This window comes from Bacillus sp. B2-WWTP-C-10-Post-4 (assembly GCF_009183805.1).
In the GTDB taxonomy this organism is placed as follows: domain Bacteria; phylum Bacillota; class Bacilli; order Bacillales; family Bacillaceae_G; genus Bacillus_A; species Bacillus_A cereus.
Genome location: NZ_WEII01000001.1, coordinates 29,833 through 55,915, shown reverse-complemented (window position 1 = coordinate 55,915; position 26,083 = coordinate 29,833). Strand labels below are relative to the sequence as shown.

Here is a 26,083-nt window from a genome sequence, read left to right as displayed (position 1 = left end):
TAGCTCTCAACGAAGGGGGTCAAATTGTGCTAAGAGATTTATTCGTGAAAAAGAAAAAGTACGCTGCAATACCTTCAGAACAAGTACGAAAAGATGTGCCAGATGGCGTTATGACAAAATGTCCGGAATGTAAAAAAATCATGTATACGAAAGAACTTCTAAAAAATTTAAAAGTATGTGTGAATTGTGGATATCATCATCCTATGAATGCATGGGAACGTCTTAATAGTATATTGGACGAAGGGTCATTCCGTGAGTATGACAAAGAAATGGTTTCATTAAATCCACTCGAGTTTCCAGGTTATGAAGAGAAACTAGAGAGCGATCGTAAGAAGACTGAATTGAACGAAGCGGTTGTAACTGGTGAAGGAACAATTGATGACATGCTTGTTGTTGTTGCAGTAATGGATTCTCGTTTTCGAATGGGGAGCATGGGCTCTGTAGTAGGAGAAAAAATCGCCCGTGCGGTTGAAAAGGCGTACGACTTACAAGTTCCATTTATTATCTTTACTGCTTCGGGTGGTGCCCGTATGCAAGAAGGGATATTAAGTTTAATGCAAATGGCAAAAACAAGCGTAGCTTTGAAAAAGCATAGTAATGCAGGAGGATTATTTATTTCTGTTATGACTCACCCAACGACGGGCGGGGTTTCAGCGAGTTTCGCTTCACTTGGTGATTATAATCTTGCAGAACCAGGTGCACTTATCGGATTTGCTGGTAGACGTGTAATTGAACAAACGGTGCGTGAGAAACTACCGGAAGATTTCCAAACGGCAGAATTCTTACTAGATCATGGTCAATTAGATGCGGTGGTGCATCGTGATGATATGAGAGAATCGCTTCGCAAGATTTTAGAAGTTCATCAAGGAGGGGAAATGGCTGTATGGCAGAGCTAGAATTTGAAAAACCAGTTGTTGAGCTAAGAAATAAGATTCGTGAACTGAAAGACTATACGAAAAACAGCCAGATGGACTTCAGTGAGGAGATTCGTATTTTGGAAGAAAAGCTAGAAAATTTAGAGGAAGATATATACGGCAATCTAAAAGTATGGGACCGTGTTCAAATTGCTCGTCATGCAGAACGACCGACAACGCTCGATTATATTGAGCACTTATTTACTGATTTTTTCGAATGTCATGGAGATCGTCTATTTGGCGATGATGCAGCGATTGTCGGCGGCATTGCGAAATATAAAGGGATGCCTGTAACTGTAATTGGGCATCAGCGCGGAAAAGATACGAAAGAAAATATTCGCCGTAACTTTGGAATGCCTCATCCAGAAGGATATCGAAAAGCACTGCGTCTCATGAAACAAGCGGAAAAGTTTAATCGTCCTATTATTTGTTTCATCGATACGAAGGGAGCTTATCCTGGTAAAGCAGCTGAAGAACGTGGACAAAGTGAAGCTATTGCCCGCAACCTATTTGAGATGGCAGGTTTAACGGTACCAGTTATTTGTATCGTTATCGGTGAAGGCGGTAGTGGTGGTGCGCTAGGTCTTGGAGTAGGAGATTACATTCATATGCTAGAAAATTCCACTTATTCTGTTATTACACCAGAGGGTGCAGCGGCAATTCTTTGGAAAGATGCAGGAAAAGCAAAGGAAGCTGCAGAGGCAATGAAAATTACAGCAGCAGATTTGAAAGAATTAGGTGTAATTGACGAAATTATTCCAGAAGCAAGAGGCGGAGCTCACCGTAATATTTTAAAACAGTCAGAAAATATAGACTTAATGATTCGAAAAACTTTTGAACAATTAAACGGAATTTCGAAAGATGAATTAATCGAAAAACGTTATGAAAAATATATGAAAATTGGGCAAGTTTCGTTTTCAAACGCTTCCATTTGGATAAAATAAGAAAAGCGTGCGTTCCACTTCGCGAATGCACGTTTTTATTATGAAAAGACACATCTTCTCCATTGTATTTTTATATTTTTTCGTGTTATTTTATTATAAGGCAAATAATCTTTATGAGGTGAGTACAAATGAAACGTATTGGTGTATTAACAAGTGGTGGAGATTCACCTGGTATGAATGCTGCCATTCGTGCAGTTGTTCGTAAAGCGATTTTCCATGATATTGAAGTATATGGTATTTACCATGGATACGCTGGATTAATTTCTGGTCACATTGAAAAATTAGAACTTGGTTCTGTTGGCGATATTATCCACCGCGGTGGTACGAAATTATATACAGCAAGATGTCCTGAGTTTAAAGATCCAGAAGTACGACTAAAAGGTATCGAGCAATTAAAGAAACACGGTATCGAAGGACTTGTTGTTATTGGTGGAGATGGTTCTTACCAAGGCGCTAAAAAATTAACTGAACAAGGATTCCCATGTGTTGGTGTACCAGGTACAATCGACAATGATATCCCTGGAACAGACTTCACAATTGGTTTCGATACAGCTTTAAACACTGTTATTGATGCAATTGATAAAATTCGTGACACAGCTACATCTCATGAACGTACATATGTTATCGAAGTAATGGGACGTCATGCTGGTGATATCGCATTATGGGCTGGTTTAGCTGATGGTGCGGAAACAATCTTAATTCCAGAAGAAGAGTATGACATGGATGATGTTATCGCTCGTCTGAAGCGTGGTAGTGAACGTGGTAAAAAACACAGTATTATCGTTGTAGCTGAAGGTGTTGGAAGTGCAATTGACATCGGTAAGCACATTGAAGAAGCAACAAACTTTGATACTCGTGTAACTGTATTAGGTCACGTACAACGTGGTGGATCACCAAGTGCACAAGACCGTGTATTAGCAAGTCGTCTTGGCGCAAGAGCAGTTGAATTGTTAATTGCTGGTAAAGGTGGACGTTGTGTAGGTATTCAAGATAACAAACTTGTTGATCATGATATTATCGAAGCGTTAGCTCAAAAGCATACAATCGATAAAGATATGTATCAATTATCTAAAGAATTATCCATCTAATCGGCGTAATGTCAGATATTTGGGAACGGTTTCATAATTTTCGGAGGTGCAATATGCGTAAAACTAAAATTGTATGTACTATAGGTCCTGCTAGTGAAAGTATTGAAAAATTAGAGCAATTAATCGAAGCAGGTATGAACGTTGCTCGTTTAAACTTCTCTCATGGTAGCCATGAAGAGCACGGAGCTCGTATTAAAAACATTCGTGAAGCTTCAAAGAAAACTGGTAAAACAGTTGGTATCTTACTTGATACAAAAGGTCCAGAAATCCGTACTCACGACTTCGTAGACGGACAAGCTGAGCTTGTAACAGGTGCAGAAGTAGTTCTTTCTACTGAGCAAGTATTAGGTACTGCAGAGAAGTTCTCTGTATCTTATGCTGGTCTTTATGACGATGTAGACCCAGGTTCTCGTATTCTAATCGATGACGGTCTTATCGAACTAGAAGTAATCGAAAAAGCTGACGGAAACATCCGTACAAAAGTTCTTAACAGCGGAACTGTAAAAAATAAAAAAGGTGTTAACGTACCAAACGTAAGCATTAAGCTTCCTGGTATCACTGAAAAAGACGTAAAAGATATCATCTTTGGTATCGAGCAAAAAGTTGATTTCATTGCAGCTTCATTCGTACGTAAAGCGTCTGACGTATTAGAAATCCGTGAATTATTAGAAGAGCATAACGCTCAATACATCCAAATCGTACCAAAAATCGAAAACCAAGAAGGTATCGACAACATAGATTCAATCTTAGAAGTTTCTGACGGTTTAATGGTAGCTCGTGGTGACATGGGTGTAGAAATTCCACCAGAAGAAGTACCGTTAGTACAAAAACGTCTAATTAAAAAATGTAACGTGTTAGGTAAACCAGTTATTACTGCAACACAAATGTTAGATTCTATGCAACGTAACCCACGTCCAACTCGTGCGGAAGCAAGTGACGTAGCTAACGCAATCTTCGATGGTACAGATGCAATCATGCTTTCAGGTGAAACAGCTGCTGGACAATACCCAGTAGAAGCGGTAACAATGATGGCTAACATTGCGGTACGTGTTGAAAAATCATTACAATATGAAGATATGTTCAAAAAACGTATTAAAGAGTTCACTCCAACAATTACAGATGCAATTAGCCAATCTGTTGCGCATACAGCACTTGCTCTTGATGTAGCTGCAATCGTAGCTCCAACAGAAAGTGGATATACTGCGAAAATGATCTCTAAATACCGTCCAAAATCTCCAATCGTAGCTGTAACATCTGACGAGCAAGTAGGACGTCGTCTTGCACTTGTTTGGGGTGTACAAGCATTTATGGCTGAGAAGCGCGCAGCTTCAACTGACGAAATGTTAGATACAGCAATTCAAACAGGTATGGATGCAGGTCTAATCGGACTTGGAGATACTGTAGTGATTACTGCTGGTGTTCCAGTTGCTGAAACTGGTACAACAAACTTAATGAAAATCCACGTTGTTGGTGAAGAAATTGCTAAAGGACAAGGAATCGGTCGTAAAGCTGCAAAAGGTAAAGTAGTTGTAGCAAAAACAGCTGCTGAAGCTGTAGCGAACGTAAACGAAGGTGATATCCTTGTTACAACAAGCACTGATAAAGATATGATTCCTGCAATCGAAAAAGCTGCGGCTTTAGTTGTAGAAGAAGGTGGCTTAACAAGCCATGCAGCTGTTGTAGGCGTATCAATCGGTATTCCTGTTATCGTTGGTGTAAACGGCGTAACAGCAACTTTAAAAAATGGCCAAGAAGTAACAGTTGATGCAGCACGCGGAATTGTTTATAATGGACATGCGGAAGTGCTATAAGTAATACGGAGAGAAGGATCGGAGTCCTTCTCTTTTTTTTACACAAAAACGAGATAGAATTAGCTTAAAACGCCTAGAATTGCTTTTAAAAGCTGTTTGTTATGGGTTTTAATATGAAAGGATATCTATATTTCATATGATGTATATAGGCGTTGTGAGGGTGTTAAAAGTGAGATGTGAGAGAGGTGTAGAACTATGAAGTGGTTGCTATTCTTGTTTATTTTAATACCAGCGATTGAGATTACGGTCTTAATTGGATCGAGTCATGTAATAGGTTTATGGTCTACGTTCGCTATGATTGTATTTACAGGTGTTGTAGGTGTGTATTTGGCGAAAAGACAAGGGTTTAAAGTGCTTGGAGAGATTCAATCTAAGTTGAATAGAGGGGAAATGCCAGGTGAGGCGGTACTAGATGGTATTTTTGTATTTGTAGGAGGTATTCTCTTAGTGCTTCCTGGGTATGTGACAGATGTGCTAGGGTTTATCTGCGTGATCCCTATTACGAGAGCTTTATTGAAGCCGCTTGTTATGAAGTGGATGGAATGGAAATTTAGAAAGAACTCTACTATTATTATTCAGAAATAGCACTTAGATTGTAGAAATCTAAGTGCTATTTTTTGTCTTGTAAGAGGAGAGGAACTTTTTGATTGAAGCTTTGTTTTACCACGCTATTTGTGGGGGGAATTTCTATCTCGAAATTGGGCTGCTCGTAAGTGTCTGATGTGGGGTGAATGATGAGCGGGGATGAACAAAACGTCTGCTCATTATATTTGCTATATAATTTTCATTTGAACTCTTGTTGTGCTTCGATTAAACTTGTGATTTTTTAGTGCTATTAATTTAGATGAATAAGATGGAGGGAAACGCTGCTAAATTAAAGTTTTGCTTTCTTATATAAAGGAACGATTGGTGTAAAAAATTCATATAAAAGGCGGAGATTGTTAGTTGAAGTCTTATTTTATGCTATTTTGTATATTTATTCATTTACATAAAAAGCAATAAATGTAAATAATAATTATAAAACAAATAGAATAAATATGTAAAAACACCACGAAATATGCGTTTTTTATGCAAAAAAACAAGAGAATTATCTTTTTTGAGTGCAATTCTCTTGTTTTATGTAATGAGTATGAAAAATAAGTACAAGGAATAATCAGTGGGAATTTCCCACTGATTACATGTAAGTTTTTTGTTGTGTATGAATTAGAAACTATTATTTTGAAGGTGAACCTTTAATATATTTCCACAAGTCATGGAAGACATTAGCTTTGTGTAATGTATTAAGTAGTACTAAGGTGACTGGGCCGATGATTAATCCTAAAAAGCCAAAAAGTTTAAAACCGACAAATAGAGCGACGAGTGTTGCTAATGGATCGAGACCGATGTTAGATGAAAGTACTTTCGGCTCCATAATTTGTCTTTGGACAATCACGACGATGTATAAAATGAGAAGACCAATGGCGAATGCGGTATCGCCAGTGAAAAATACGTATATAACCCATGGAACGAAGACTGCGCCTGTTCCTAAGTATGGTAGTAAATCTACAACTCCTGTAATAATCGCAATAGTAATGGCGTATGGTACGCGTAATATTAAAAGTCCGATTAGTACAATGACGGTTGTCATAGATACGAGTGTAAGTTGTGCTTTCACAAAACCAAACAAAGCTTTTCTTAAGTCGACAAAAATAGTTTTTCCATAGCCATGTACACGATTCGGTAGCAATTTTCTTGCTTTCTGAGCAAGACGGTGCCAATCGTAACTAATGAAGAAAGTGGCTAATAAAATGAATACAAGGACAGTTAAAGTTGTTGGCAGTGCACTAATGAAATTCGTTAACCCGCTTATAATGGCGGTTAAAAGTTCTTTCATTTGTGTTGTTGCTTCTGTTCCTAAGTTTTGAATGTTTTGTGTAATTGTATAGCGCTGTGGTTCTCCAAGATGATTAAATTTAGAGATTAAATCATCGTAGAGAGGCATAATATGATTAAGTGCAAATTGCTGAGCGAATGTAACGATATCTGGAAACTTTACTGTAACAAGTTGTAGTAAGTATGTTGTGGCAGATATTGCTTCAGTCACAAGATATGTAACAAGTCCAACGATAGCTCCAAATACGAGAATTAAGCTAACGAGTACTGCTAGTGCGCGAGGAAATTGTAGTTTTTGATTAAGGAAATTGACGACAGGATTAATCAAATAAGCAAATGCAAAAGCGATAATAAAAGGATAGATAAGCCCCGACATGTATAGTAATACATAGAACCCAGCTACCGTTGCTACAATGACAAATATGAGTCGCAATATCATATATAGTAAGTTTCGGTTCAAAGATGTATACCTCCCATTCCAATTTGGATTATCCTAATTCGTTCAACTTATAACGAGTGTGCCCCACTGATTAAAGTTTCACTTTATGTTATAGTGGAATGATGGATTTTTCCTGCTTTTTCAGTATGTGAGTGACTGTGAAAGCTTGGTGTTGATGCTTCTACTATATGGTAAAAACTTCATTTTCTCTTCTTTTTATTTTACCTGTTTCTAATTAGAAAAGAAAGAAGAGACGCCCGTTTTTTAAAATGTATACATGCTTAAATTTTGATGGTGAAAGTCTCAGTGTGTCATTTTAAAATACATGAAAAATGAAGTGATTCATGTTGAATAGGCATCGATATAGCATGTATAACGATAGGTTTAAAGGTATTTTTGTTTGGAAATGAGTTCATTATTTTCAGAAAGGAAGTGCAAACATGATTAGTCAGTCAACGTTATTTTTATTCATACTACTTATTATAGGACTTATTGCTAAAAACCAATCGCTTACTGTAGCTATTGGTGTGTTATTTTTATTGAAGTTTACGTTTTTAGGAGATAAGGTCTTTCCTTATTTACAAACGAAAGGAATTAACCTAGGTGTAACGGTCATTACAATAGCGGTGCTCGTACCGATTGCGACAGGGGAAATAGGTTTTAAACAACTTGGAGAAGCGGCGAAATCTTATTATGCGTGGATTGCTTTAGCTTCAGGTGTAGCGGTCGCTTTGTTAGCGAAAGGCGGCGTACAATTGTTGACGACGGATCCTCACATTACAACTGCGCTTGTTTTTGGGACAATTATAGCGGTTGCGCTATTTAATGGGGTTGCTGTTGGTCCGTTAATTGGGGCTGGAATTGCCTATGCGGTTATGAGTATTATACAAATGTTTAAATAAGGAATTTTATAGTAATATAAAATTTTTGAATTCTTTCTGTTCACAAAAGTCAGATAATTGTTTATAATAGGATTAGAAACTTTGAAAAGTTACATAACAGCAGAGACTTTACACCAGATAAAATAAAAACAACATAAAACAATTTTATAATGATATTGTTTTATGTTGTTTTTATCATAAAACTCTTCGGAATGTATTTTCCTCACTAACTTGTTGTTTTGAGCGTGAGGATTCGGGGAGACATTCACGCTCATGCTTTCCATGTAAACAATGGACAATAAGAGGGGAACATCGCAACAAATTTGCATGATCGTGCATTTTGCTTGCCTAAAGAGTGAACGGGCGTTCATAATTCAAAAGGGGAGCAAATAGATATAAGGAGCAAGGTTGGGAGAATTTTCAGGAAAAGGAGAGAATGTCATGACTGTTATTCGAGGTTTAGAAGGGGTAGTAGCAACAACATCATCTGTGAGCTCTATTATTGATGATACATTAACTTATGTTGGGTATAATATTGATGATTTAGCTGAGAATGCTACGTTTGAAGAAGTAGTGTACTTATTATGGCACCGCAAGCTTCCTAATGAAAAAGAACTAGCGGAATTTAATGAAATTGTATCAGAATACTATAAAGTTCCAGGTGAGATTTTAACATATTTGAAACAAGTAGATTTAAAAATTGCACATCCGATGTCTGTTTTACGAACTGCAATTTCCATGCTATCATTATACGATGAGAGCGCTGAAATTATGGATGAAAAGTCCAATTATTTGAAAGCGGTTAAATTACAGGCGCAAGTCGGAACTTTAGTTGCTGCTTACGCGAGAATCCGTAAAGGTTTAGATATTGTTGAGCCAAGAAAGGATTTATCATTAGCTGCAAACTTCTTGTACATGTTAAATGATCGCGAGCCAAATGAAGTTGAAATTGAAGCTTTTGATAAGGCGCTTGTACTTCATGCAGATCATGAGTTAAACGCTTCTACATTTACTGCACGTGTTTGCGTAGCTACACTTTCAGATGTATATTCTGGTATTACAGCAGCAATCGGTGCATTAAAAGGTCCTCTTCACGGTGGGGCAAATGAAAATGTAATGAAGATGTTAACTGAGATTGGTGAAGAAGAAAATGTAGAGTCATATATTCATAATGCTCTTCAAAATAAAGTGAAAATCATGGGCTTTGGCCACCGTGTGTATGAGCAGGGTGATCCACGTGCAAAACACTTACGTGAAATGTCTAAGAGATTATGCGTGCTTTTAGGAGAAGAGAAATGGTATAATATGTCTATCAAAATTGAAGACATTGTAACAAAAGAAAAAGGTCTTCCACCAAATGTTGATTTCTATTCAGCTTCTGTATACCATTGTTTAGGAATTGACCATGACTTATTTACACCTATTTTTGCAATTAGCCGTATGTCAGGCTGGTTAGCTCATATTCTAGAACAATATGAAAACAACCGTTTAATTCGTCCGCGTGCTGATTATAATGGACCAACGCATCAAGTGTATGTTCCAATTGCACAACGATAAGCGAATAACACTATTTTGATAGTGAAAATACGCTTTCAAAAGTCTGATTTTTTCGGAAAGATGTAATGATTAGAATATTTTAATTTGACTAACGGTTTGAACTGAGGGGTTATTCCCTCAGTTTCATACATATGAAATTTCAAACATGGGGGTTATCACATTGACGACAGGTGAAAAAATTACTGTAACTAATGGTGTTATGAATGTACCAAACAATCCGATTATTCCATTTATCGAGGGAGATGGAATTGGTCCTGATATTTGGGCAGCTGCATCTCGCGTACTAGAAGCAGCAGTTGAAAAAGCTTATGATGGTGAGAAGAAAATCGTTTGGAAAGAAGTGCTTGCAGGGGAAAAAGCATTCAACCAAACAGGCGAGTGGTTACCAGAAGAAACTTTAAACTTAATTCGTGAATATTTAATCGCGATTAAAGGTCCACTTACAACTCCAGTTGGCGGTGGTATTCGTTCTCTAAACGTAGCACTTCGTCAAGAATTAGATTTATATGTATGTCTACGTCCAGTTCGTTATTTTGAAGGTGTTCCTTCACCTGTAAAACGTCCGGAAGATACTGATATGGTTATTTTCCGTGAAAATACAGAAGACATTTATGCTGGAATTGAATATGCACAAGGATCTCCAGAAGCAGAAAAAGTTCTTGCTTTCTTAAAAGAAGCAATGGGTGTTAATAAAATCCGCTTCCCAGAAACATCTGGTATTGGTATTAAGCCGATTTCAGAAGAAGGGACAAAGCGTCTTGTTCGTGCTGCAATTCAATATGCAATTAACGAAAAACGTTCTTCTGTTACATTAGTTCATAAAGGAAACATTATGAAATTTACAGAAGGTGCTTTCAAAAACTGGGGTTATGAAGTAGCGGAACAAGAATTCGGCGACAAAGTATTTACTTGGGCTGAATACGATCGTATTGTTGAAAAAGATGGTAAAGATGCAGCGAATAAAGCGATGGCAGACGCTGAAGTGGCTGGAAAAATCATCGTAAAAGATTCTATTGCAGACATCTTCTTACAACAAATTTTAACTCGTCCACGTGAGTTCGATGTTGTTGCAACAATGAACTTAAATGGTGACTATATCTCTGATGCACTTGCTGCACAAGTAGGTGGAATTGGTATTGCACCTGGTGCAAACATTAACTATGTGACTGGACATGCTATCTTTGAAGCTACACACGGTACAGCTCCAAAATATGCAGGTTTAGATAAAGTAAACCCATCTTCTGTTCTTCTTTCAGGTGTATTATTATTAGAACACTTAGGATGGAACGAAGCTGCGAAATTAGTAACTGCTTCTGTTGAGAAAACAATTGCTTCAAAAGTAGTAACTTATGATTTCGCACGCTTAATGGAAGGTGCAACAGAAGTGAAATGTTCTGAGTTCGCTAATGAACTTATTAAAAACATGGATGTAGCGATAATCAAAAACGCATAATTAAAGCGGGGGGTAAATTATGACAATCAAACGCAAGAAGGTTTCAGTCATCGGTGCAGGATTTACAGGAGCAACAACGGCATTCTTATTAGCACAAAAAGAACTTGCAGATGTTGTATTAGTGGACATTCCACAACTGGAAAATCCAACAAAAGGGAAAGCGTTAGATATGTTAGAAGCGAGCCCAGTACAAGGTTTTGATGCTAACATTATTGGAACATCTGATTACGCAGATACTGCTGATTCTGACGTTGTCGTTATTACAGCAGGTATTGCACGTAAGCCTGGTATGAGCCGTGATGACTTAGTAGCAACAAACTCTAAAATTATGAAAAGTATTACGCGCGACATTGCAAAACATTCACCAAATGCAATTATTGTTGTGTTAACAAATCCAGTTGATGCAATGACATATTCTGTATTTAAAGAAGCAGGATTCCCGAAAGAGCGTGTTATCGGTCAATCGGGTGTATTAGATACAGCTCGTTTCCGTACATTCATCGCACAAGAATTAAATCTTTCTGTAAAAGATATTACAGGATTTGTTCTTGGTGGACACGGTGACGACATGGTACCTCTTGTGCGTTATTCTTATGCAGGCGGTATTCCGTTAGAAACGTTAATTCCGAAAGAGCGTTTAGAAGCAATCGTAGAACGTACACGTAAAGGTGGCGGTGAGATTGTAGGCTTATTAGGAAACGGTAGTGCATATTACGCACCAGCAGCTTCTTTAGTTGAAATGACAGAAGCAATCTTAAAAGATCAACGCCGTGTATTACCGGCTATTGCGTACCTTGAAGGTGAGTATGGTTATAGTGACCTTTACTTAGGGGTACCAGTAATTCTAGGTGGTAACGGAATTGAAAAAATTATTGAATTAGAACTTCTTGCAGATGAAAAAGAAGCGTTAGATCGCTCTGTAGAATCTGTACGTAACGTAATGAAAGTTCTTGTTTAATAATTGAATAGTAGTGAAAAAGATTCGGGATTCCGAATCTTTTTCTACTATTTACCAAATTGTTTTTTTGAAATAATATGAAAACGCTATCATTTGTAATATCCTATAATGAAACTTTAGATTTATACGATACATTGCCCTCATCATAGTAAATTTCGGATAAGGTATCGCTTTTAGTAGGATAATAAGGTGAAAAAATCGGAGGGGGTTGTAACATGTTAAAGAAAAAAGTTCAAATTGGTCGTAAAATGGATGAAATTACAGTAGGAGAGAAATTATCTATCACTGAAAAAATTGAGGATAAAGATTTGTTATTGTACTTAGGGTTAACGAATGATGCCAATCCATTATATATTCAGCATGATTACGCATCCCAAACTCCGTATGAAAAGCCGATTGTACCAAGCATTATGCTAACGGGAATGATTACAACGGCGGTTACGAAATATTTACCGGGTCCAGGAAGTCATATTACGAGAAAGGACCTTACATTCGTGAAACATGTTCACCATTATGAAACGTTACAAATCCACTTTGAAGTTGTGGCTGTTTCTGAGGAGGAACATACAATTGATATGCTTGTATCTGCTCATGATGAAAAAGGAGAAACTGTTGTAAAGGGTTCATTAACAGTAACGCCACCTTATAAATCTGTTTCCATTATGGAAAAAGCATTAGATAACTTTTAAAAGATGAAACTAAAAATGGCGCTAGCATACCTTTAATAAGGATGCTAGCGCCATTTTTAGTTGAAAAACCCTTCTTTGAACCCTTCAGCAAATTCTGAGCAACCCGTTTTAATCGTATCCCAGCTAGGAGCGTTAAAAGCAAGGATACATGTGACTGCTAAAGATAGAATGGATAGTATTAGTCGCATAATAGACCTCCAAATATTATTAATTTATATATTAAGATTAATAATATTATTATCGGTAATTGAAGTCAATTAAAGGAGTGGTTTTTTAGGTGAGGTGGAAAAGAGAAGAGTGATCTTTGAAACGGTAAGAGAAGCTGAAGTGTGGGCAGACGGGTTTGTGAATGAAATGTACGAGAGAGTATTTGATGGATATGAAACACCAGATTATAAAATAGCGTATGCTTTATCTTTTCTTTTAGCGCAAAATTGAGAACTCAATATTCATACGGAAGTAGAATTTAATAACGATATGGAAGTATATAAAGTATGGATAACAAAACATAATTGAGGCGAACGTAATTGTTTTTAGGAATAACAATAGCACAATCCGAATCCATGAATAGACAATTATATTGAGAGGGACCTTGTTTTCTAGTATGATGAGAATAACGGGGAAAATACTAGGATGAAGAAGGTTTCAAGTCTATAACTTGGAGGAAAAGAATGAACAATCGTATTTTAGTAGTTGATGATGAGGAATTTATCTTAACTTTAATCGAATTTAATTTACAACAAGCTGGGTTTGAAGTTATAACAGCGATGGATGGAGAAATGGCGCTTCAAAAAGCGACAACAGAACGCCCAGATTTAATTATATTAGATTTAATGCTTCCGAAAATGGATGGTATGGAAGTGTGTAAAGAATTACGATTGCAGCGCGTTATGACGCCGATTTTAATGTTAACGGCAAAAGATGATGAGTTTGATAAGGTGCTAGGCCTTGAACTTGGGGCAGATGATTATATGACAAAGCCATTTAGTCCAAGAGAAGTTGTTGCTCGTGTGAAGGCAATTTTGCGCCGCACGAAATTACAACAAGAAGAACAAGTTGCAGAAGCGCCAGACGAAGATAGCATCACAATTGCAGAACTTAAAATTTTACCGGAGTTTTATGAGGCTTATTTCCAAGGAAGAAAGCTTGAATTAACACCAAAAGAATTTGAACTACTTGTGTATCTTGCGAAAAATAAAAGTCGCGTGTTGACACGTGATCAATTATTAAGTGCTGTATGGAATTATGATTTTGCTGGTGATACACGAATTGTTGATGTTCATATTAGCCATTTGCGCGATAAAATTGAACAAAATACGAAAAAACCGACGTACATTAAAACGATACGTGGTTTAGGATATAAATTAGAGGAGCCAAAAGGGAATGAATAAATTTCGTTCCAGGCTTCTTTTTACATTTGTTTCTCTTATTGTATTTATTTTAGTTGGACTAGGTTTATTACTAGAAACTGTGTTTGAAAACTACTATATAGATCATGCTAAAGAGAGAATGGTAAAAGAGACGGAGTATGTTGCGACGTTAGCAGAAGAGCAAGGTTTTAATAATGTCTTAAAAAATCCATACGTATTTGAAAAGTTAGAAGAAAAAATACCAGCTTCTATCGAATTTTTGGATGAAAAAAAGAAAGTTCAATATAGAAAAGGACAAGAATTGGCATTTAGTCCAGAGACGATTAAAGAACTTTCTTCGGAAGTGGCAAAACAACGAAGTAAAGTAATTACGAAAGAAACGGATCGAAAGAATGAATTTTATCATGCGGTGTTCGTTCAAGATGTAGAAGGAAAACAAGGATACATTTTGGTGAAAAGTATAATTGATCCTTTAAGAGACGTACATCAAAAAACGTGGGGATTATTAATTATCGGATTTGTCATTGCTTGTCTCGTAGTTGTATTTTTAGGTATGAAAATTACAGGGCAATATATTAGGCCAATTGAATCGGTTACGAAAGTTGCAATTGAATTGGCAAAGGGTAATTATAAAGCACGTGCATACGAAAGTCATTCGGATGAAACAGGAATGCTGAGTAAAGCGATTAATATTTTAGCACGAAATTTACAAGAGATGACACTTGAACAAGAAATGCAACAAGATCGTCTGCACACGTTAATTGAAAATATGGGAAGTGGAATGATTTTAATTGATAGCCGAGGATATATAAACCTTGTAAACCGCTCTTATAAGGAAACTTTCCACGTAACAGATGAAGAATATTTAGATCGCTTATATTATGAATCGTTTCATCATACAGAAATTATTGAGCTTGTAGAAGAAATCTTTATGACAGAAGTGAAAGTGCGTAAACAAATGTTATTGCCACTTGGAATTGAACGGAAGCATTTCGAAGTATATGGAGCACCGATTATCGGGACAAACCATGAATGGAAAGGGATTGTTCTCGTATTCCATGACATAACAGAGTTAAAGAAATTAGAACAAATGAGAAAAGACTTTTTAGCGAATGTTTCTCATGAATTAAAGACACCGATTACTTCTATTAAAGGTTTTTCAGAAACACTCTTAGACGGAGCGATGGATAATAAAAAATTCTGCGAACATTTCTTGCACATTATTTTAAAAGAAAGTGAGCGCATGCAAGGATTAATTGAAGATTTATTAGATTTGTCGAAGATCGAACAACAAGGATTTAAATTAAATATGGGAACCGTTGACATGAAGGGGCTGCTTGAAGATATTCATATGGTGCTTGATAATAAAGCAGGAGAAAAAGAAATCTCTTTACAAGTGAATGTATTAAAACGTGCCTCTGTTATTGGAGATCCAAGTCGTTTGAAACAAATCTTTATTAATTTAATTAATAACGCAATCGTATATACACCGGCTGGAGGCGTTGTTTCAGTAGAGTTAGCGGAAGATAAATATAATGCTTATATAAAAGTATCGGATACTGGAATTGGTATTAGTAAAGAGGAAATTCCGCGTATTTTTGAACGTTTCTACCGGGTGGATAAAGCAAGAAGTAGAAATACTGGTGGTACCGGCCTTGGATTGTCGATCGTAAAGCATTTAGTTGAGGCGCATCAAGGTACGATTACAGTAGATAGTGAAGTTGGAGAAGGGACAACGTTTACAGTTGTTTTACCGAAATCAGCAACTGAAAAATAGGATGAAGGATGTTTACAATATATTAACAATGGCTTAATTAAATATTAATAAAGCTCTGTTAATATAATACATGAAAACCCCTTCATCCAAGGAGTAATTTTGGACGAGAATAGTTAAGCTGTTCTCGTCACTTCCCTTTATGCCAATATAAGTCTGTTTTATATATGAAAGAAAATAGCCGTTATTTTTCTTCTCTCTATTAGTCATGTTAATATAGAGAGAGGAAAGGAACGGTTTTTTTCTGTGAAAAAAATCATTTCAAATTTGTATGGGGAGGTTTTAATTTTGGAAAAAAAGGTCGTATTAGTAGATGGTAATAATATCGCGTACCGTGCTTTCTTTGCACTACCGCTTTTAAATAACGACAAAGGTATACATACGAACGCAATTTACGGTTTTACAATGATGTTAATGAGAATATTAGAGGAAGAAAAGCCAACTCATATGTTAGTGGCGTTTGATGCAGGCAAAACAACGTTCCGTCATAAAACGTATAGTGAGTATAAAGGAGGGCGTCAAAAGACTCCACCTGAATTATCAGAGCAATTCCCATTTATTCGTGAGATGCTGGATGCGTTCAATGTACCGCGTTATGAATTAGAAAATTATGAAGCGGATGACATCATGGGAACGTTAGCGAAAGAAGCGAGTGAGCAAGGGGCAAGTGTAAAAGTTATTTCAGGAGATAAAGATTTACTTCAACTTGTTTCTGATAACACGCTTGTATGTATTCCGCGAAAAGGGATTACAGAAGTGGATGAATATACGAAAGAAGCTTTATTTGAAAAATACAGCTTATCACCAAAGCAAATTATCGATATGAAAGGTTTAATGGGAGACCAGTCAGATAATATACCGGGTGTACCAGGAGTTGGTGAAAAAACGGCAATTAAATTGTTAACACAGTTTGGAACGGTTGAAGCGGTGTATGAAAATATAGATCAAGTAAGTGGGAAGAAATTAAAAGAAAAACTGGAAGAAAATAAAGAACAAGCTCTTATGAGTAAGGATCTTGCAACTATTATTACAGATGCGCCGATTACAGTTCATGTGGATGATATGGCGTATAAAGGATATGAAGCAAGTGATGTCATTCCAATGTTCGAGAGTTTAGGATTTACATCTCTTTTAAATAAATTAGGCGTTAGGCCAGAAGAAACTGCTCCAGCTGAATTAGATGATATTACATTTGATATTGTGGAAGAAGTTACAGAAGAAATGCTTCAGCAAGATAGTGCGCTTATCGTTGAAGTACAAGAAGATAACTATCATAAAGCAGACATTCAAGGTTTCGGTATTCAAAATGAAAATGGATGTTACTTTATTCAGACAGACATTGCTCTTAAGTCAGATGCTTTTAAAGAGTGGCTTGCAGATGGAGAAATGAGAAAGCATACATTTGATGCGAAGCGTGCAATCGTTGCACTGAAATGGAATGGGATAGATATGCAAGGGATTGACTTTGATCTATTAATCGCTGCTTATTTACTTGATCCAGCTGATACGGATAAAGACTTCCGTACTGTAGCGAAAATGAAAGAAACGCATGCTGTGAAATCTGATGAAGAAGTTTACGGAAAAGGTGCGAAGCGTGCTGTTCCAAAGTTAGAGGTAGTAGCGGAGCATGTGGCTCGTAAAGTTCATGTATTATATGATGTAAAGCAAACATTCGTTGAAGAGTTAAAGAAGAATGAGCAATATGAACTGTTTACAGAGTTAGAATTGCCGCTTGCACGTGTATTAGCTGATATGGAAGTAAAGGGTGTAAAAGTTGATACAGAGCGTCTTCGTAATATGGGAGAAGAACTTGCGGGTAGATTAAAGGAAATGGAACAGGAAATTTATAAGCTTGCGGGAACAGAATTTAATATTAATTCACCGAAGCAGCTTGGTGTTATTCTGTTTGAGAACTTAAACTTGCCGGTTATTAAAAAGACGAAAACAGGTTATTCTACGTCAGCTGATGTACTAGATAAGCTTATGAATCACCATGAAATTATTCCAAATATTTTACATTATCGTCAATTAGGGAAACTAAATTCAACTTACATTGAAGGTTTACTGAAAGTTGTACATGAAGATTCATCTAAAATTCATACTCGCTTTAATCAAGTGTTAACGCAAACAGGTCGATTAAGTTCAACGGATCCGAACTTGCAAAATATCCCGATTCGATTAGAAGAAGGAAGAAAGATTCGTCAGGCATTTGTTCCGTCAGAAGAAGGATGGATTATGTATGCGGCTGATTATTCACAAATCGAACTGCGTGTATTAGCTCATATTGCAAATGATAAAGGACTAGTTGAAGCATTCCAACATGATATGGATATTCATACGAAAACAGCTATGGATGTATTTGGCGTTGAAAAAGATGAAGTAACTTCAAATATGAGACGACAAGCGAAAGCTGTTAACTTCGGAATTGTATATGGTATTAGTGATTATGGTCTTTCACAAAACTTAGGAATTACAAGAAAAGCAGCAGCGGAATTTATTGAAAAGTATTTAGAAAGTTTCCCTGGTGTACAAGAATACATGGAGGACATCGTAAAAGATGCGAAACAAAAAGGATATGTGGCTACATTATTAAATCGTCGCCGTTATATTCCAGAAATTACGAGTCGTAATTTCAATTTACGTAGCTTCGCTGAGCGTACAGCGATGAATACACCAATTCAAGGTACTGCCGCAGATATTATTAAAAAAGCGATGATTATTATGGCGGATCGTTTAGAAGAAGAAGGATTACAAGCACGTCTTCTTCTGCAAGTACACGATGAATTGATATTTGAAGCGCCAAAAGAAGAAATTGAAAAATTAGAGAAGCTTGTACCTGAAGTAATGGAGCATGCAATTGAACTCGCAGTTCCGCTGAAAGTTGATTATTCTTACGGTCCAACTTGGTACGACGCAAAATAAGGAAGTGATGAAATGCCTGAATTACCAGAGGTTGAAAATGTCAGACGGACACTTGAAAATCTTGTAACAGGAAAAACGATTGAAGATGTTATTGTTACTTATCCAAAAATAGTGAAACGACCAGATGATGCAGAAATTTTTAAAGAAATGCTAAAAGGCGAGAAGATTGAAAATATAAAGCGAAGAGGTAAGTTTTTGCTTCTATATGTAACAAATTATGTTATTGTTTCACATTTGCGTATGGAAGGTAAGTTTTTACTACATCAAGAGGATGAGCCGATTGATAAACATACGCACGTCCGTTTTTTATTTACAGATGGAACGGAATTACATTATAAAGATGTGAGAAAATTTGGTACGATGCATCTCTTTAAGAAAGGTGAAGAAATGAACCAAATGCCTCTTGCTGACTTAGGTCCGGAGCCATTTGATGCGGAATTGACAACGCAGTATTTACAAGAAAGATTGCAAAAGACGAATCGTAAAATAAAAGTTGTGCTATTGGACCAGCGTCTTTTAGTAGGGCTTGGAAATATATATGTAGATGAAGTTTTATTCCGTTCTCAAATTCATCCTGAACGAGAAGCGTCGTCTTTAACAGTGGAAGAAATTGAGCGAATTTATGAGGCTACCGTTACAACGCTAAGCGAAGCGGTGAAGCGTGGCGGAAGTACAATTCGAACGTATATCAACTCACAAGGGCAAATTGGTTCGTTCCAAGAACTCCTAAATGTATACGGAAAAAAGGGAGAACCGTGTGTAACTTGCGGTACGATATTAGAAAAAACAGTTGTTGGCGGACGAGGAACGCATTACTGCCCAATTTGTCAGCCTAGAATATAGAAAAGAGATAACATCGGATAGGCATTTGTCATATACATACAGCAGAGCTATGTATAAGGGAGGAGCTTACCGATGTACCTTTATTTATCTCTTATTTTATTAGCTTTTACATTAAGCTTGGATAGCTGTAGTGTAGGGCTAACATATGGTTTAAGAAGCGTAAGAATTCCACTAAGATCAATTATAATTATCGGAATGTGTTCAGCGGCTGTTATGCTTGTTTCAATGGGAATTGGACATATGATCGCGAAAGTATTTTCACCTGTTATCGCAACGCGTATCGGTGGGCTTGTTCTTATTGGAATAGGGATTTGGGTATTATATCAATTTTTTCGAAGTGAGAAAAAAGAAGAACCGAAGCAAGAGGAGAAGGTCTGGAAATTAGAGATTGCCTCGCTAGGGCTAGTGATTCAAATTTTAAGGAAACCGACTGTAGCAGATTTTGATAAATCAGGCACCATTTCTGCAGGAGAAGCATTGCTTCTTGGTATCGCTCTTTCTGTAGACTCATTTGGTGCCGGAATTGGTGCATCTTTATTAGGGTATGCACCCGCTATGATGGCGATATTAGTTGCAATTATGAGTTCTTTGTTTTTATTTATTGGAATGAAACTTGGAACGGTTTTATCGAATATGAAGTGGTTACAAAAATTTACATTCCTGCCTGGAGTATTACTCATTATTATTGGAATTTGGAAAATGTAAGTATGGGCGTGGAACATTAGTTTCGCGCCTTTTATTATGAGGAGGATTATGATGACAGTAGTAATTGGATTAACAGGAGGCATTGCAAGCGGAAAAAGTACAGTATCTCAAATGTTTCGTGAACTGATTATACCAGTAATTGATGCAGATATTATTGCACGAGAAGTTGTAGAGCGAGGAAAACCAGCATATAACAAAATAGTAGAAGTATTTGGAACGGAAGTGTTACAAGAAGATGGAGAACTAGATCGTCCAAAACTAGGAAGTGTCGTTTTCTATAATGAAGAAAAACGATTGCAGTTAAATAAAATTGTTCATCCTGCAGTACGTGAGGAAATGAATAGGCAAAAGGAAATGTACATAAAAGAAGGTATGAAAGCGGTTGTGTTAGATATTCCTCTCTTATTTGAAAGCAAATTAACAAGTCTCGTTGACCGCATTTTAGTTGTAGCGGTTAAGCCGCATACGCAATTAGAACGTTTAATGAAACGAAATAACTTTTCAGAAGAAGAAGCAACAGCTCGTATTCAATCTCAAATGCCGTTAGAAGAAAAAATGAAAAATGCAGATGAAGTGATAAATAATGATGGCACAATTATGGAAACGAAAACACAATTGCAGGTAATTTTAAGGAAGTGGAACATTATTGACTAAAAAATTGTGAAATTAATGAAAATGCTTAGTGACATATCCCCTTTTTGTGTTATACTATTATTGGGATTGGAGATAAATAGTATAACGCATTCAAGGGGGATAACATATTATGACTCGTGTGGCAATTAATGGATTTGGACGTATTGGGAGAATGGTATTTCGTCAAGCAATAAAAGAAAGCGCATTCGAAATTGTAGCAATCAATGCAAGCTATCCATCTGAAACGTTAGCACACTTAATTAAATATGATACAGTTCATGGCAAGTTTGACGGAACAGTAGAAGCATTTGAAGATCACTTATTAGTTGATGGAAAAATGATTCGCCTTTTAAACAACCGCGATCCAAAGGAATTGCCTTGGACAGATTTAGGTGTTGAAGTTGTAATTGAAGCAACTGGTAAATTTAATTCAAAAGAAAAAGCAATTCTTCACGTTGAAGCTGGAGCGAAAAAAGTTATTTTAACAGCGCCTGGTAAAAATGAAGATGTAACAATTGTAGTTGGTGTGAACGAAGACCAATTAGATATTACAAAACATACTGTTATTTCAAATGCATCTTGTACAACAAACTGTTTAGCGCCTGTTGTGAAGGTGTTAGATGAGCAGTTTGGAATTGAAAACGGTTTAATGACGACAGTTCACGCTTATACAAATGACCAAAAAAATATTGATAACCCACATAAAGATTTAAGAAGAGCACGTGCTTGCGGACAATCAATCATTCCGACAACGACAGGTGCTGCGAAAGCGCTAGCAAAAGTTCTTCCACATTTAAACGGAAAACTTCATGGTATGGCACTTCGTGTACCAACACCAAACGTGTCTCTTGTTGACTTAGTAGTAGATGTAAAACGTGATGTGTCAGTTGAAGCTATTAACGATGCATTCAAAACTGTTGCAAACGGTGCGCTTAAAGGTATTGTAGAATTCAGCGAAGAGCCTTTAGTATCTATCGACTTTAATACAAATACACACTCAGCTATTATCGATGGTTTATCTACAATGGTAATGGGTGATCGTAAAGTGAAAGTACTTGCTTGGTATGATAACGAGTGGGGCTACTCTCGTCGTGTTGTAGATCTTGTAACGTTAGTTGTTGAAGAATTAGCGAAACAAGAAAATGTACAACATATTTAAGTGAATAAGGGGAGGGCAAGTGAATATTTGCCCTCTTTTTTTATTTTTTTCTAAAAAGGTAAAAATTATAGGAGTATATTTTCGAAAGTGGACATACCACGAAACGTTGTGATTACTGTATTTGTGAATCATTTATTTTTTTTAGGGAAAAGTAAAGAGGAAAATATGACAGAAAATCGAAAAAACTGTTGTTGCAAAATGAAAATAAACAAAGTATACTAACACTCGTAAACTTAAGAGCTGAGGTACGTAGTCACTACTTAAAGGGTTAGGACCTCTCTGGACTAACTTTCCCCCGTGGTAGTGGAGCAAGCCAAATTGCAAATTAGTTTTCAATTCGAACAGTTAGAATAAATTTACAAGGGGGAACTGTAGAATGGATACTATGGATACGATGGGTCGTCACGTGATTGCTGAACTTTGGGATTGCGATTTCGACAAACTGAATGACATGCCGTATATTGAACAATTATTTGTGGATGCAGCACTAAAAGCTGGTGCTGAAGTGCGTGAGGTTGCTTTCCATAAATTTGCACCACAAGGTGTAAGTGGAGTAGTAATTATCTCGGAATCACATTTAACAATTCATAGCTTTCCGGAGCACGGTTACGCAAGTATTGATGTTTATACTTGTGGGGATCGTATTGATCCAAATGTTGCTGCAGAATATATTGCAGAAGGTTTAAACGCGAAAACGCGTGAGAGCATCGAGCTTCCTCGAGGCACTGGTAGCTTCGAAATTAAGCAGAGAGAAACAAAAGCTCTTTAAAAAAGAACATAATTGATTTAAAATGTAAAGAGGTGTATAATGCACCTCTTTTTTAGTTTATAAAAAAGGAAAAATATAACGTACTCGTTAGTTGAATAAATTGGATTCTTGCAAATGAGGTAGTGCTCTATATACCATCTTATTTTTAAGGATGAGATGATAAAGTGATGCGCTGAAACTTAAAGTGGTAAGAGAGTTAGAATGAGTTATATAATATTGTATATATATTTTAGGTGAAGTGAGTAGAGAAAAATAAAGAGTATAGTGTAAAGGAGTGAATGTATTGCGTTGTCCATCCTGTTCTCATAATGGTACAAGAGTGTTAGATTCGCGTCCGGTAGACGAGGGGCGCTCTATTCGAAGAAGGAGAGAGTGTGAAAGCTGCTTAAGTCGCTTTACGACCTTTGAAAGGGTAGAAGAGTCACCTCTTATCGTTGTAAAAAAAGAAGGCACACGAGAAGAGTTTAATAAAGAAAAGATTCTACGTGGTTTAATTAAAGCGTGTGAAAAAAGACCAGTATCTTTAAGACAATTAGAAGAAGTAACACAAAGCGTGGAACGTGAACTGCGTAATTTAGGTATATCAGAAGTGAAAAGTGATATGATTGGTGAAATTGTCATGGAAGAACTTCGCGATATTGATGATGTTGCTTACGTACGTTTTGCTTCTGTATATCGTCAATTTAAAGATTTAAATGTATTTATTGAAGAATTAAAAGATATACTGCAAAAAGAAAGAGAGTAGAAGTTGTATTTTATTCTCTTTACATACCGTAAGTAATAGGATAAGAGAGCTAGAAGCGCAAGCTAATAGCTCTTTTTCACTAAGAATTTATATAATAAAGATAGAACGTATGAAGTAGAGGATAGATTGGATGAGAGAAAGGAAAAGCAAGAATGGAAAAACAGTCATGGATGGAGCTATTGCCGATTGATCGTTATAAAGTAAGTGCGAAAGGGCTACTGCACAATTACGACCGAAAAGTGTTAACGATGTTGTATCAGCCGTTAATAGGTAGTAGAGCTTTTAGCTTATACATGACACTATGGGGAGAGCTAGAGCAAGATCGTGTATTTGGAAAAGAGAATACGCATCATTCCCTTATGGTGACTATGCAAATGCAACTTCCTGAAATATATGAGGAACGAGTAAAGTTAGAGGCAATTGGGTTATTGAAGGTATATATTAAGAAAGAAAAAGATATTCGAATGTTCATATATGAGTTGCAACCACCTTTATCTCCGAAGCAGTTTTTTGATGATATTGTTTTAAGTATCTTTTTATACAATCGATTGAGCCGGACAAAATATAATCAAGTAAAGCAATATTTCTTAGAAGAAGAATTTGATTTTATTTCTTATGAAAATGTTACGCGTTCTTTCAATGATGTGTTTGGTTCGTTTAATCCAGGACAGCTGGAGCATGCGCAAGAAGACCTTCGTATTCCAAAAACGACAACTATGCCAAGTAACGAGAAGGGAGACGCTCCGAAAGTTTGGAATGATTTCTTTGATTTCTCTTTATTTGTAGATGGATTGTCCGCTCTTGTTCCTAAAAAGGCGATTACAGATCAAGTGAGAGACTGCGTTATAACACTTGCTTACGTGTATGGTGTAGATGTGTTATCGATGCAAAATATCGTTCTTGGTGCAGTGACAGAGATGCAAACAATTGATACGGAAAGGCTTAGAAAAGGAGCGCGCGATTGGTATCAATTTGAAAATGGTCAAGCATTACCGGTATTAAGTGAAAGAGTACAGCCTCATGCTGCACGTACGATGAAAGAGAAAGAGCCTTCATCGCAAGAGGAGATGTTAATAAAGCAGCTAGAGGAAATCTCGCCAAAACAACTATTGAAAGAGATTTCTGGTGGTGCAGAGGCAACGAAAGCGGACTTGCAGATCGTTGAAGATGTTATGATTAATCAAAAATTGACACCAGGAGTTGTGAATGTACTTATTTATTACGTTATGCTACGCTCAGATATGAAACTTGCGAAAACGTATGTCGAGAAGATTGCTGGGCATTGGGCACGTAAAAAGGTCGGTACAGTAGCGGACGCGATGGCGTTAGCGAAAGAAGAGAACCGTCAATATCAAGAGTGGGCTGAGACGAAGAAAAAAGGCCGTACGGCGAAGAAAACGGTGCGGAAAGAAATGGTGCCAGATTGGCTTAAGGAAGAAGAGCCGAAAGAACAAGAGAAAGAAACAGAGAAGAAAGATATAAATGTAGAAAAAGATGCAAGTACGCTAGAAGATGAAAGAAAACGACTAGAAGAAGTGTTAAAAAAATATAAGCGTGATTAATAGAAGAGAATGAACGCTCTTTGAGGTGAGAAAATGGAGCATATTCAAAATTCATTTGCAAAATTAATGGAAAATGAAAACTTTAAAAATAGATATGAAGTACTAAAGGCAGAAGTAATGGCGCATCCGCGTGTGAAAGAATTTATAGACGAACATAAGGGTGAAGTAACGACTTCTATGATTGAGCGCAGTCTTGTGAAGTTATATGAATATATTGGACAAAGTGTAGGTTGCGTGGATTGTCCGGATTTAGGTTCATGTAAAAATATGCTACAAGGTTATGAGCCAAAGCTTGTTATTCAAGGGAAGATGATTGATATTCAATACGATCGCTGCGTTAGAAAAGTAGCGCATGACGAGAGAAAGAAATATGAAAAACTCGTTCAAAGTGTATATATGCCAACGGATATTTTGCAGGCAACTATGGAAAACTTAGACCCTTCTGATTTAAATGCACGTATCGATGCAATTGGTGCAGCGAATGAATTTTTAAGTACATATGAACCAGGTAAAAAAGCACAAGGTTTATATTTGTACGGTAAATTTGGTGTAGGAAAAACGTACCTTTTAGGAGCAATAGCGAACGAGCTTGCTCGAAAGAAAATAAGTTCGATGCTCGTATACTTCCCGGAATTTTTACGTGAAATTAAAAGTTCAATTCAAGATAATTCGATTGGTGAAAAGATTGATGCGGTTAAACGCGTACAAGTTTTAATGTTAGACGATATCGGGGCAGAAGCGATGTCAAGCTTTGTGCGTGACGATGTGCTTGGTGCAATCTTGCAATTCCGTATGTTAGAAAACTTACCGACGTTCTTTACGTCTAATTTTGATTTTAAACAACTGGAACACCATTTAACGTATACGCAGCGTGGTGAGGCTGAAGAAATGAAGGCAGCACGTATTATGGAGCGAATTAAATATTTAGCGAAACCAATTCCAATTGGTGGGAAAAACCGTCGTCATAAGTAAAAGAGCAAGCTGAGAAGCTTGCT

23 protein-coding genes and 1 pseudogene are annotated in these 26,083 nt (G+C 36.7%); 22 read left to right on the top strand and 2 right to left on the bottom strand.

From position 1 onward, the window contains the following. The first annotated feature begins 26 nt into the window (after positions 1-26). From accD to GBN78_RS00245, 5 genes are all read left to right on the top strand, one after another. On the top strand, positions 27-896 hold the full coding sequence (accD, locus tag GBN78_RS00265) for an acetyl-CoA carboxylase, carboxyltransferase subunit beta (RefSeq protein WP_000942859.1): 870 nt from the start codon (positions 27-29) through the stop codon (positions 894-896). Next, complete coding sequence (gene accA / locus GBN78_RS00260; RefSeq protein ID WP_000818804.1) at positions 884-1,858, top strand: acetyl-CoA carboxylase carboxyl transferase subunit alpha; 975 nt, start codon at positions 884-886, stop codon at positions 1,856-1,858. The genes accD and accA overlap by 13 nt, the downstream gene beginning before the upstream one ends. 128 nt (positions 1,859-1,986) lie before the next feature. Continuing rightward, the gene (pfkA, locus tag GBN78_RS00255; RefSeq protein WP_000821157.1) at positions 1,987-2,946 is read left to right on the top strand and encodes a 6-phosphofructokinase; all 960 of its coding nucleotides are present in this window, start codon (positions 1,987-1,989) and stop codon (positions 2,944-2,946) included. A 53-nt stretch (positions 2,947-2,999) separates the two neighbouring features. Then, positions 3,000-4,757 (top strand): pyruvate kinase, encoded by a 1,758-nt coding sequence (pyk, locus tag GBN78_RS00250; RefSeq protein ID WP_001232673.1) that lies wholly within the window; start codon positions 3,000-3,002, stop codon positions 4,755-4,757. Positions 4,758-4,952: 195 nt separating this feature from the next. Next, complete coding sequence (locus GBN78_RS00245) at positions 4,953-5,342, top strand: FxsA family protein (protein WP_000871631.1); 390 nt, start codon at positions 4,953-4,955, stop codon at positions 5,340-5,342. Between the two features lie 628 nt (positions 5,343-5,970). On the opposite strand, the gene ytvI is transcribed toward GBN78_RS00245, so the two are convergent. Next, positions 5,971-7,089 (bottom strand): sporulation integral membrane protein YtvI, encoded by a 1,119-nt coding sequence (gene ytvI / locus GBN78_RS00240; RefSeq protein ID WP_001081388.1) that lies wholly within the window; start codon positions 7,087-7,089, stop codon positions 5,971-5,973. A 419-nt stretch (positions 7,090-7,508) separates the two neighbouring features. On the opposite strand from ytvI, the gene GBN78_RS00235 reads away from it, so the two are divergent. The 5 genes from GBN78_RS00235 to GBN78_RS00210 all read left to right on the top strand — a co-directional run bounded on the left by GBN78_RS00235 (position 7,509) and on the right by GBN78_RS00210 (position 12,606). Then, positions 7,509-7,970, top strand: a complete 462-nt coding sequence (locus tag GBN78_RS00235; RefSeq protein ID WP_000625507.1) for a DUF441 domain-containing protein — start codon at positions 7,509-7,511, stop codon at positions 7,968-7,970. A gap of 387 nt (positions 7,971-8,357) precedes the next feature. Further along, the gene (gene citZ, locus GBN78_RS00225) at positions 8,358-9,506 is read left to right on the top strand and encodes a citrate synthase (RefSeq protein WP_000503652.1); all 1,149 of its coding nucleotides are present in this window, start codon (positions 8,358-8,360) and stop codon (positions 9,504-9,506) included. A 160-nt stretch (positions 9,507-9,666) separates the two neighbouring features. Beyond that, positions 9,667-10,959 (top strand): NADP-dependent isocitrate dehydrogenase, encoded by a 1,293-nt coding sequence (gene icd, locus GBN78_RS00220; protein ID WP_000206898.1) that lies wholly within the window; start codon positions 9,667-9,669, stop codon positions 10,957-10,959. Between the two features lie 19 nt (positions 10,960-10,978). Beyond that, positions 10,979-11,917 carry a malate dehydrogenase gene (gene mdh / locus GBN78_RS00215; RefSeq protein ID WP_000153232.1) on the top strand — a complete coding sequence of 313 codons (939 nt, stop codon included), beginning with the start codon at positions 10,979-10,981 and terminating at the stop codon, positions 11,915-11,917. 215 nt (positions 11,918-12,132) lie between these two features. Beyond that, entirely contained in the window at positions 12,133-12,606 is a 474-nt protein-coding gene (locus GBN78_RS00210) for a MaoC family dehydratase (protein WP_000914181.1), read from the top strand. A gap of 56 nt (positions 12,607-12,662) precedes the next feature. Here the strand turns inward: GBN78_RS00210 and GBN78_RS30850 are convergent, their stop codons facing one another. Next, on the bottom strand, positions 12,663-12,794 hold the full coding sequence (locus tag GBN78_RS30850) for a hypothetical protein (RefSeq protein WP_001237022.1): 132 nt from the start codon (positions 12,792-12,794) through the stop codon (positions 12,663-12,665). An 89-nt stretch (positions 12,795-12,883) separates the two neighbouring features. Here GBN78_RS30850 and GBN78_RS30540 point away from each other — a divergent pair. The 12 genes and pseudogenes from GBN78_RS30540 (at position 12,884) to dnaI (ending at position 26,060) form a co-directional block, all read left to right on the top strand. Continuing rightward, positions 12,884-13,122 (top strand): annotated as a pseudogene (locus GBN78_RS30540) (hypothetical protein). 155 nt (positions 13,123-13,277) lie between these two features. Continuing rightward, positions 13,278-13,997, top strand: a complete 720-nt coding sequence (gene phoP / locus GBN78_RS00205; RefSeq protein WP_001065220.1) for a two-component system response regulator PhoP — start codon at positions 13,278-13,280, stop codon at positions 13,995-13,997. Then, the gene (gene phoR, locus GBN78_RS00200) at positions 13,990-15,753 is read left to right on the top strand and encodes a sensory box histidine kinase PhoR (RefSeq protein ID WP_152126853.1); all 1,764 of its coding nucleotides are present in this window, start codon (positions 13,990-13,992) and stop codon (positions 15,751-15,753) included. The genes phoP and phoR overlap by 8 nt, the downstream gene beginning before the upstream one ends. Positions 15,754-16,038: 285 nt before the next feature. Next, entirely contained in the window at positions 16,039-18,672 is a 2,634-nt protein-coding gene (polA, locus tag GBN78_RS00195) for a DNA polymerase I (protein WP_128267137.1), read from the top strand. A 12-nt stretch (positions 18,673-18,684) separates the two neighbouring features. After that, the gene (mutM, locus tag GBN78_RS00190; protein WP_001114477.1) at positions 18,685-19,515 is read left to right on the top strand and encodes a DNA-formamidopyrimidine glycosylase; all 831 of its coding nucleotides are present in this window, start codon (positions 18,685-18,687) and stop codon (positions 19,513-19,515) included. Between the two features lie 72 nt (positions 19,516-19,587). Then, positions 19,588-20,220, top strand: coding sequence for a sporulation membrane protein YtaF (ytaF, locus tag GBN78_RS00185; RefSeq protein ID WP_000281743.1), 633 nt, complete (start codon positions 19,588-19,590; stop codon positions 20,218-20,220). A gap of 51 nt (positions 20,221-20,271) precedes the next feature. Beyond that, positions 20,272-20,874, top strand: coding sequence for a dephospho-CoA kinase (gene coaE / locus GBN78_RS00180; protein ID WP_128267136.1), 603 nt, complete (start codon positions 20,272-20,274; stop codon positions 20,872-20,874). 109 nt (positions 20,875-20,983) lie between these two features. Continuing rightward, entirely contained in the window at positions 20,984-22,012 is a 1,029-nt protein-coding gene (locus GBN78_RS00175) for a glyceraldehyde-3-phosphate dehydrogenase (protein WP_000198968.1), read from the top strand. A gap of 385 nt (positions 22,013-22,397) precedes the next feature. Further along, positions 22,398-22,781: an adenosylmethionine decarboxylase gene (gene speD, locus GBN78_RS00170; protein ID WP_098413228.1), complete on the top strand. Its 384-nt coding sequence runs from the start codon at positions 22,398-22,400 to the stop codon at positions 22,779-22,781. A gap of 283 nt (positions 22,782-23,064) precedes the next feature. After that, positions 23,065-23,526, top strand: a complete 462-nt coding sequence (gene nrdR / locus GBN78_RS00165) for a transcriptional regulator NrdR (protein ID WP_001203687.1) — start codon at positions 23,065-23,067, stop codon at positions 23,524-23,526. A 152-nt stretch (positions 23,527-23,678) separates the two neighbouring features. After that, complete coding sequence (locus tag GBN78_RS00160; protein WP_000415034.1) at positions 23,679-25,088, top strand: replication initiation and membrane attachment family protein; 1,410 nt, start codon at positions 23,679-23,681, stop codon at positions 25,086-25,088. A gap of 33 nt (positions 25,089-25,121) precedes the next feature. Then, positions 25,122-26,060 (top strand): primosomal protein DnaI, encoded by a 939-nt coding sequence (gene dnaI, locus GBN78_RS00155; RefSeq protein WP_000400104.1) that lies wholly within the window; start codon positions 25,122-25,124, stop codon positions 26,058-26,060. Positions 26,061-26,083: the final 23 nt, after the last annotated feature.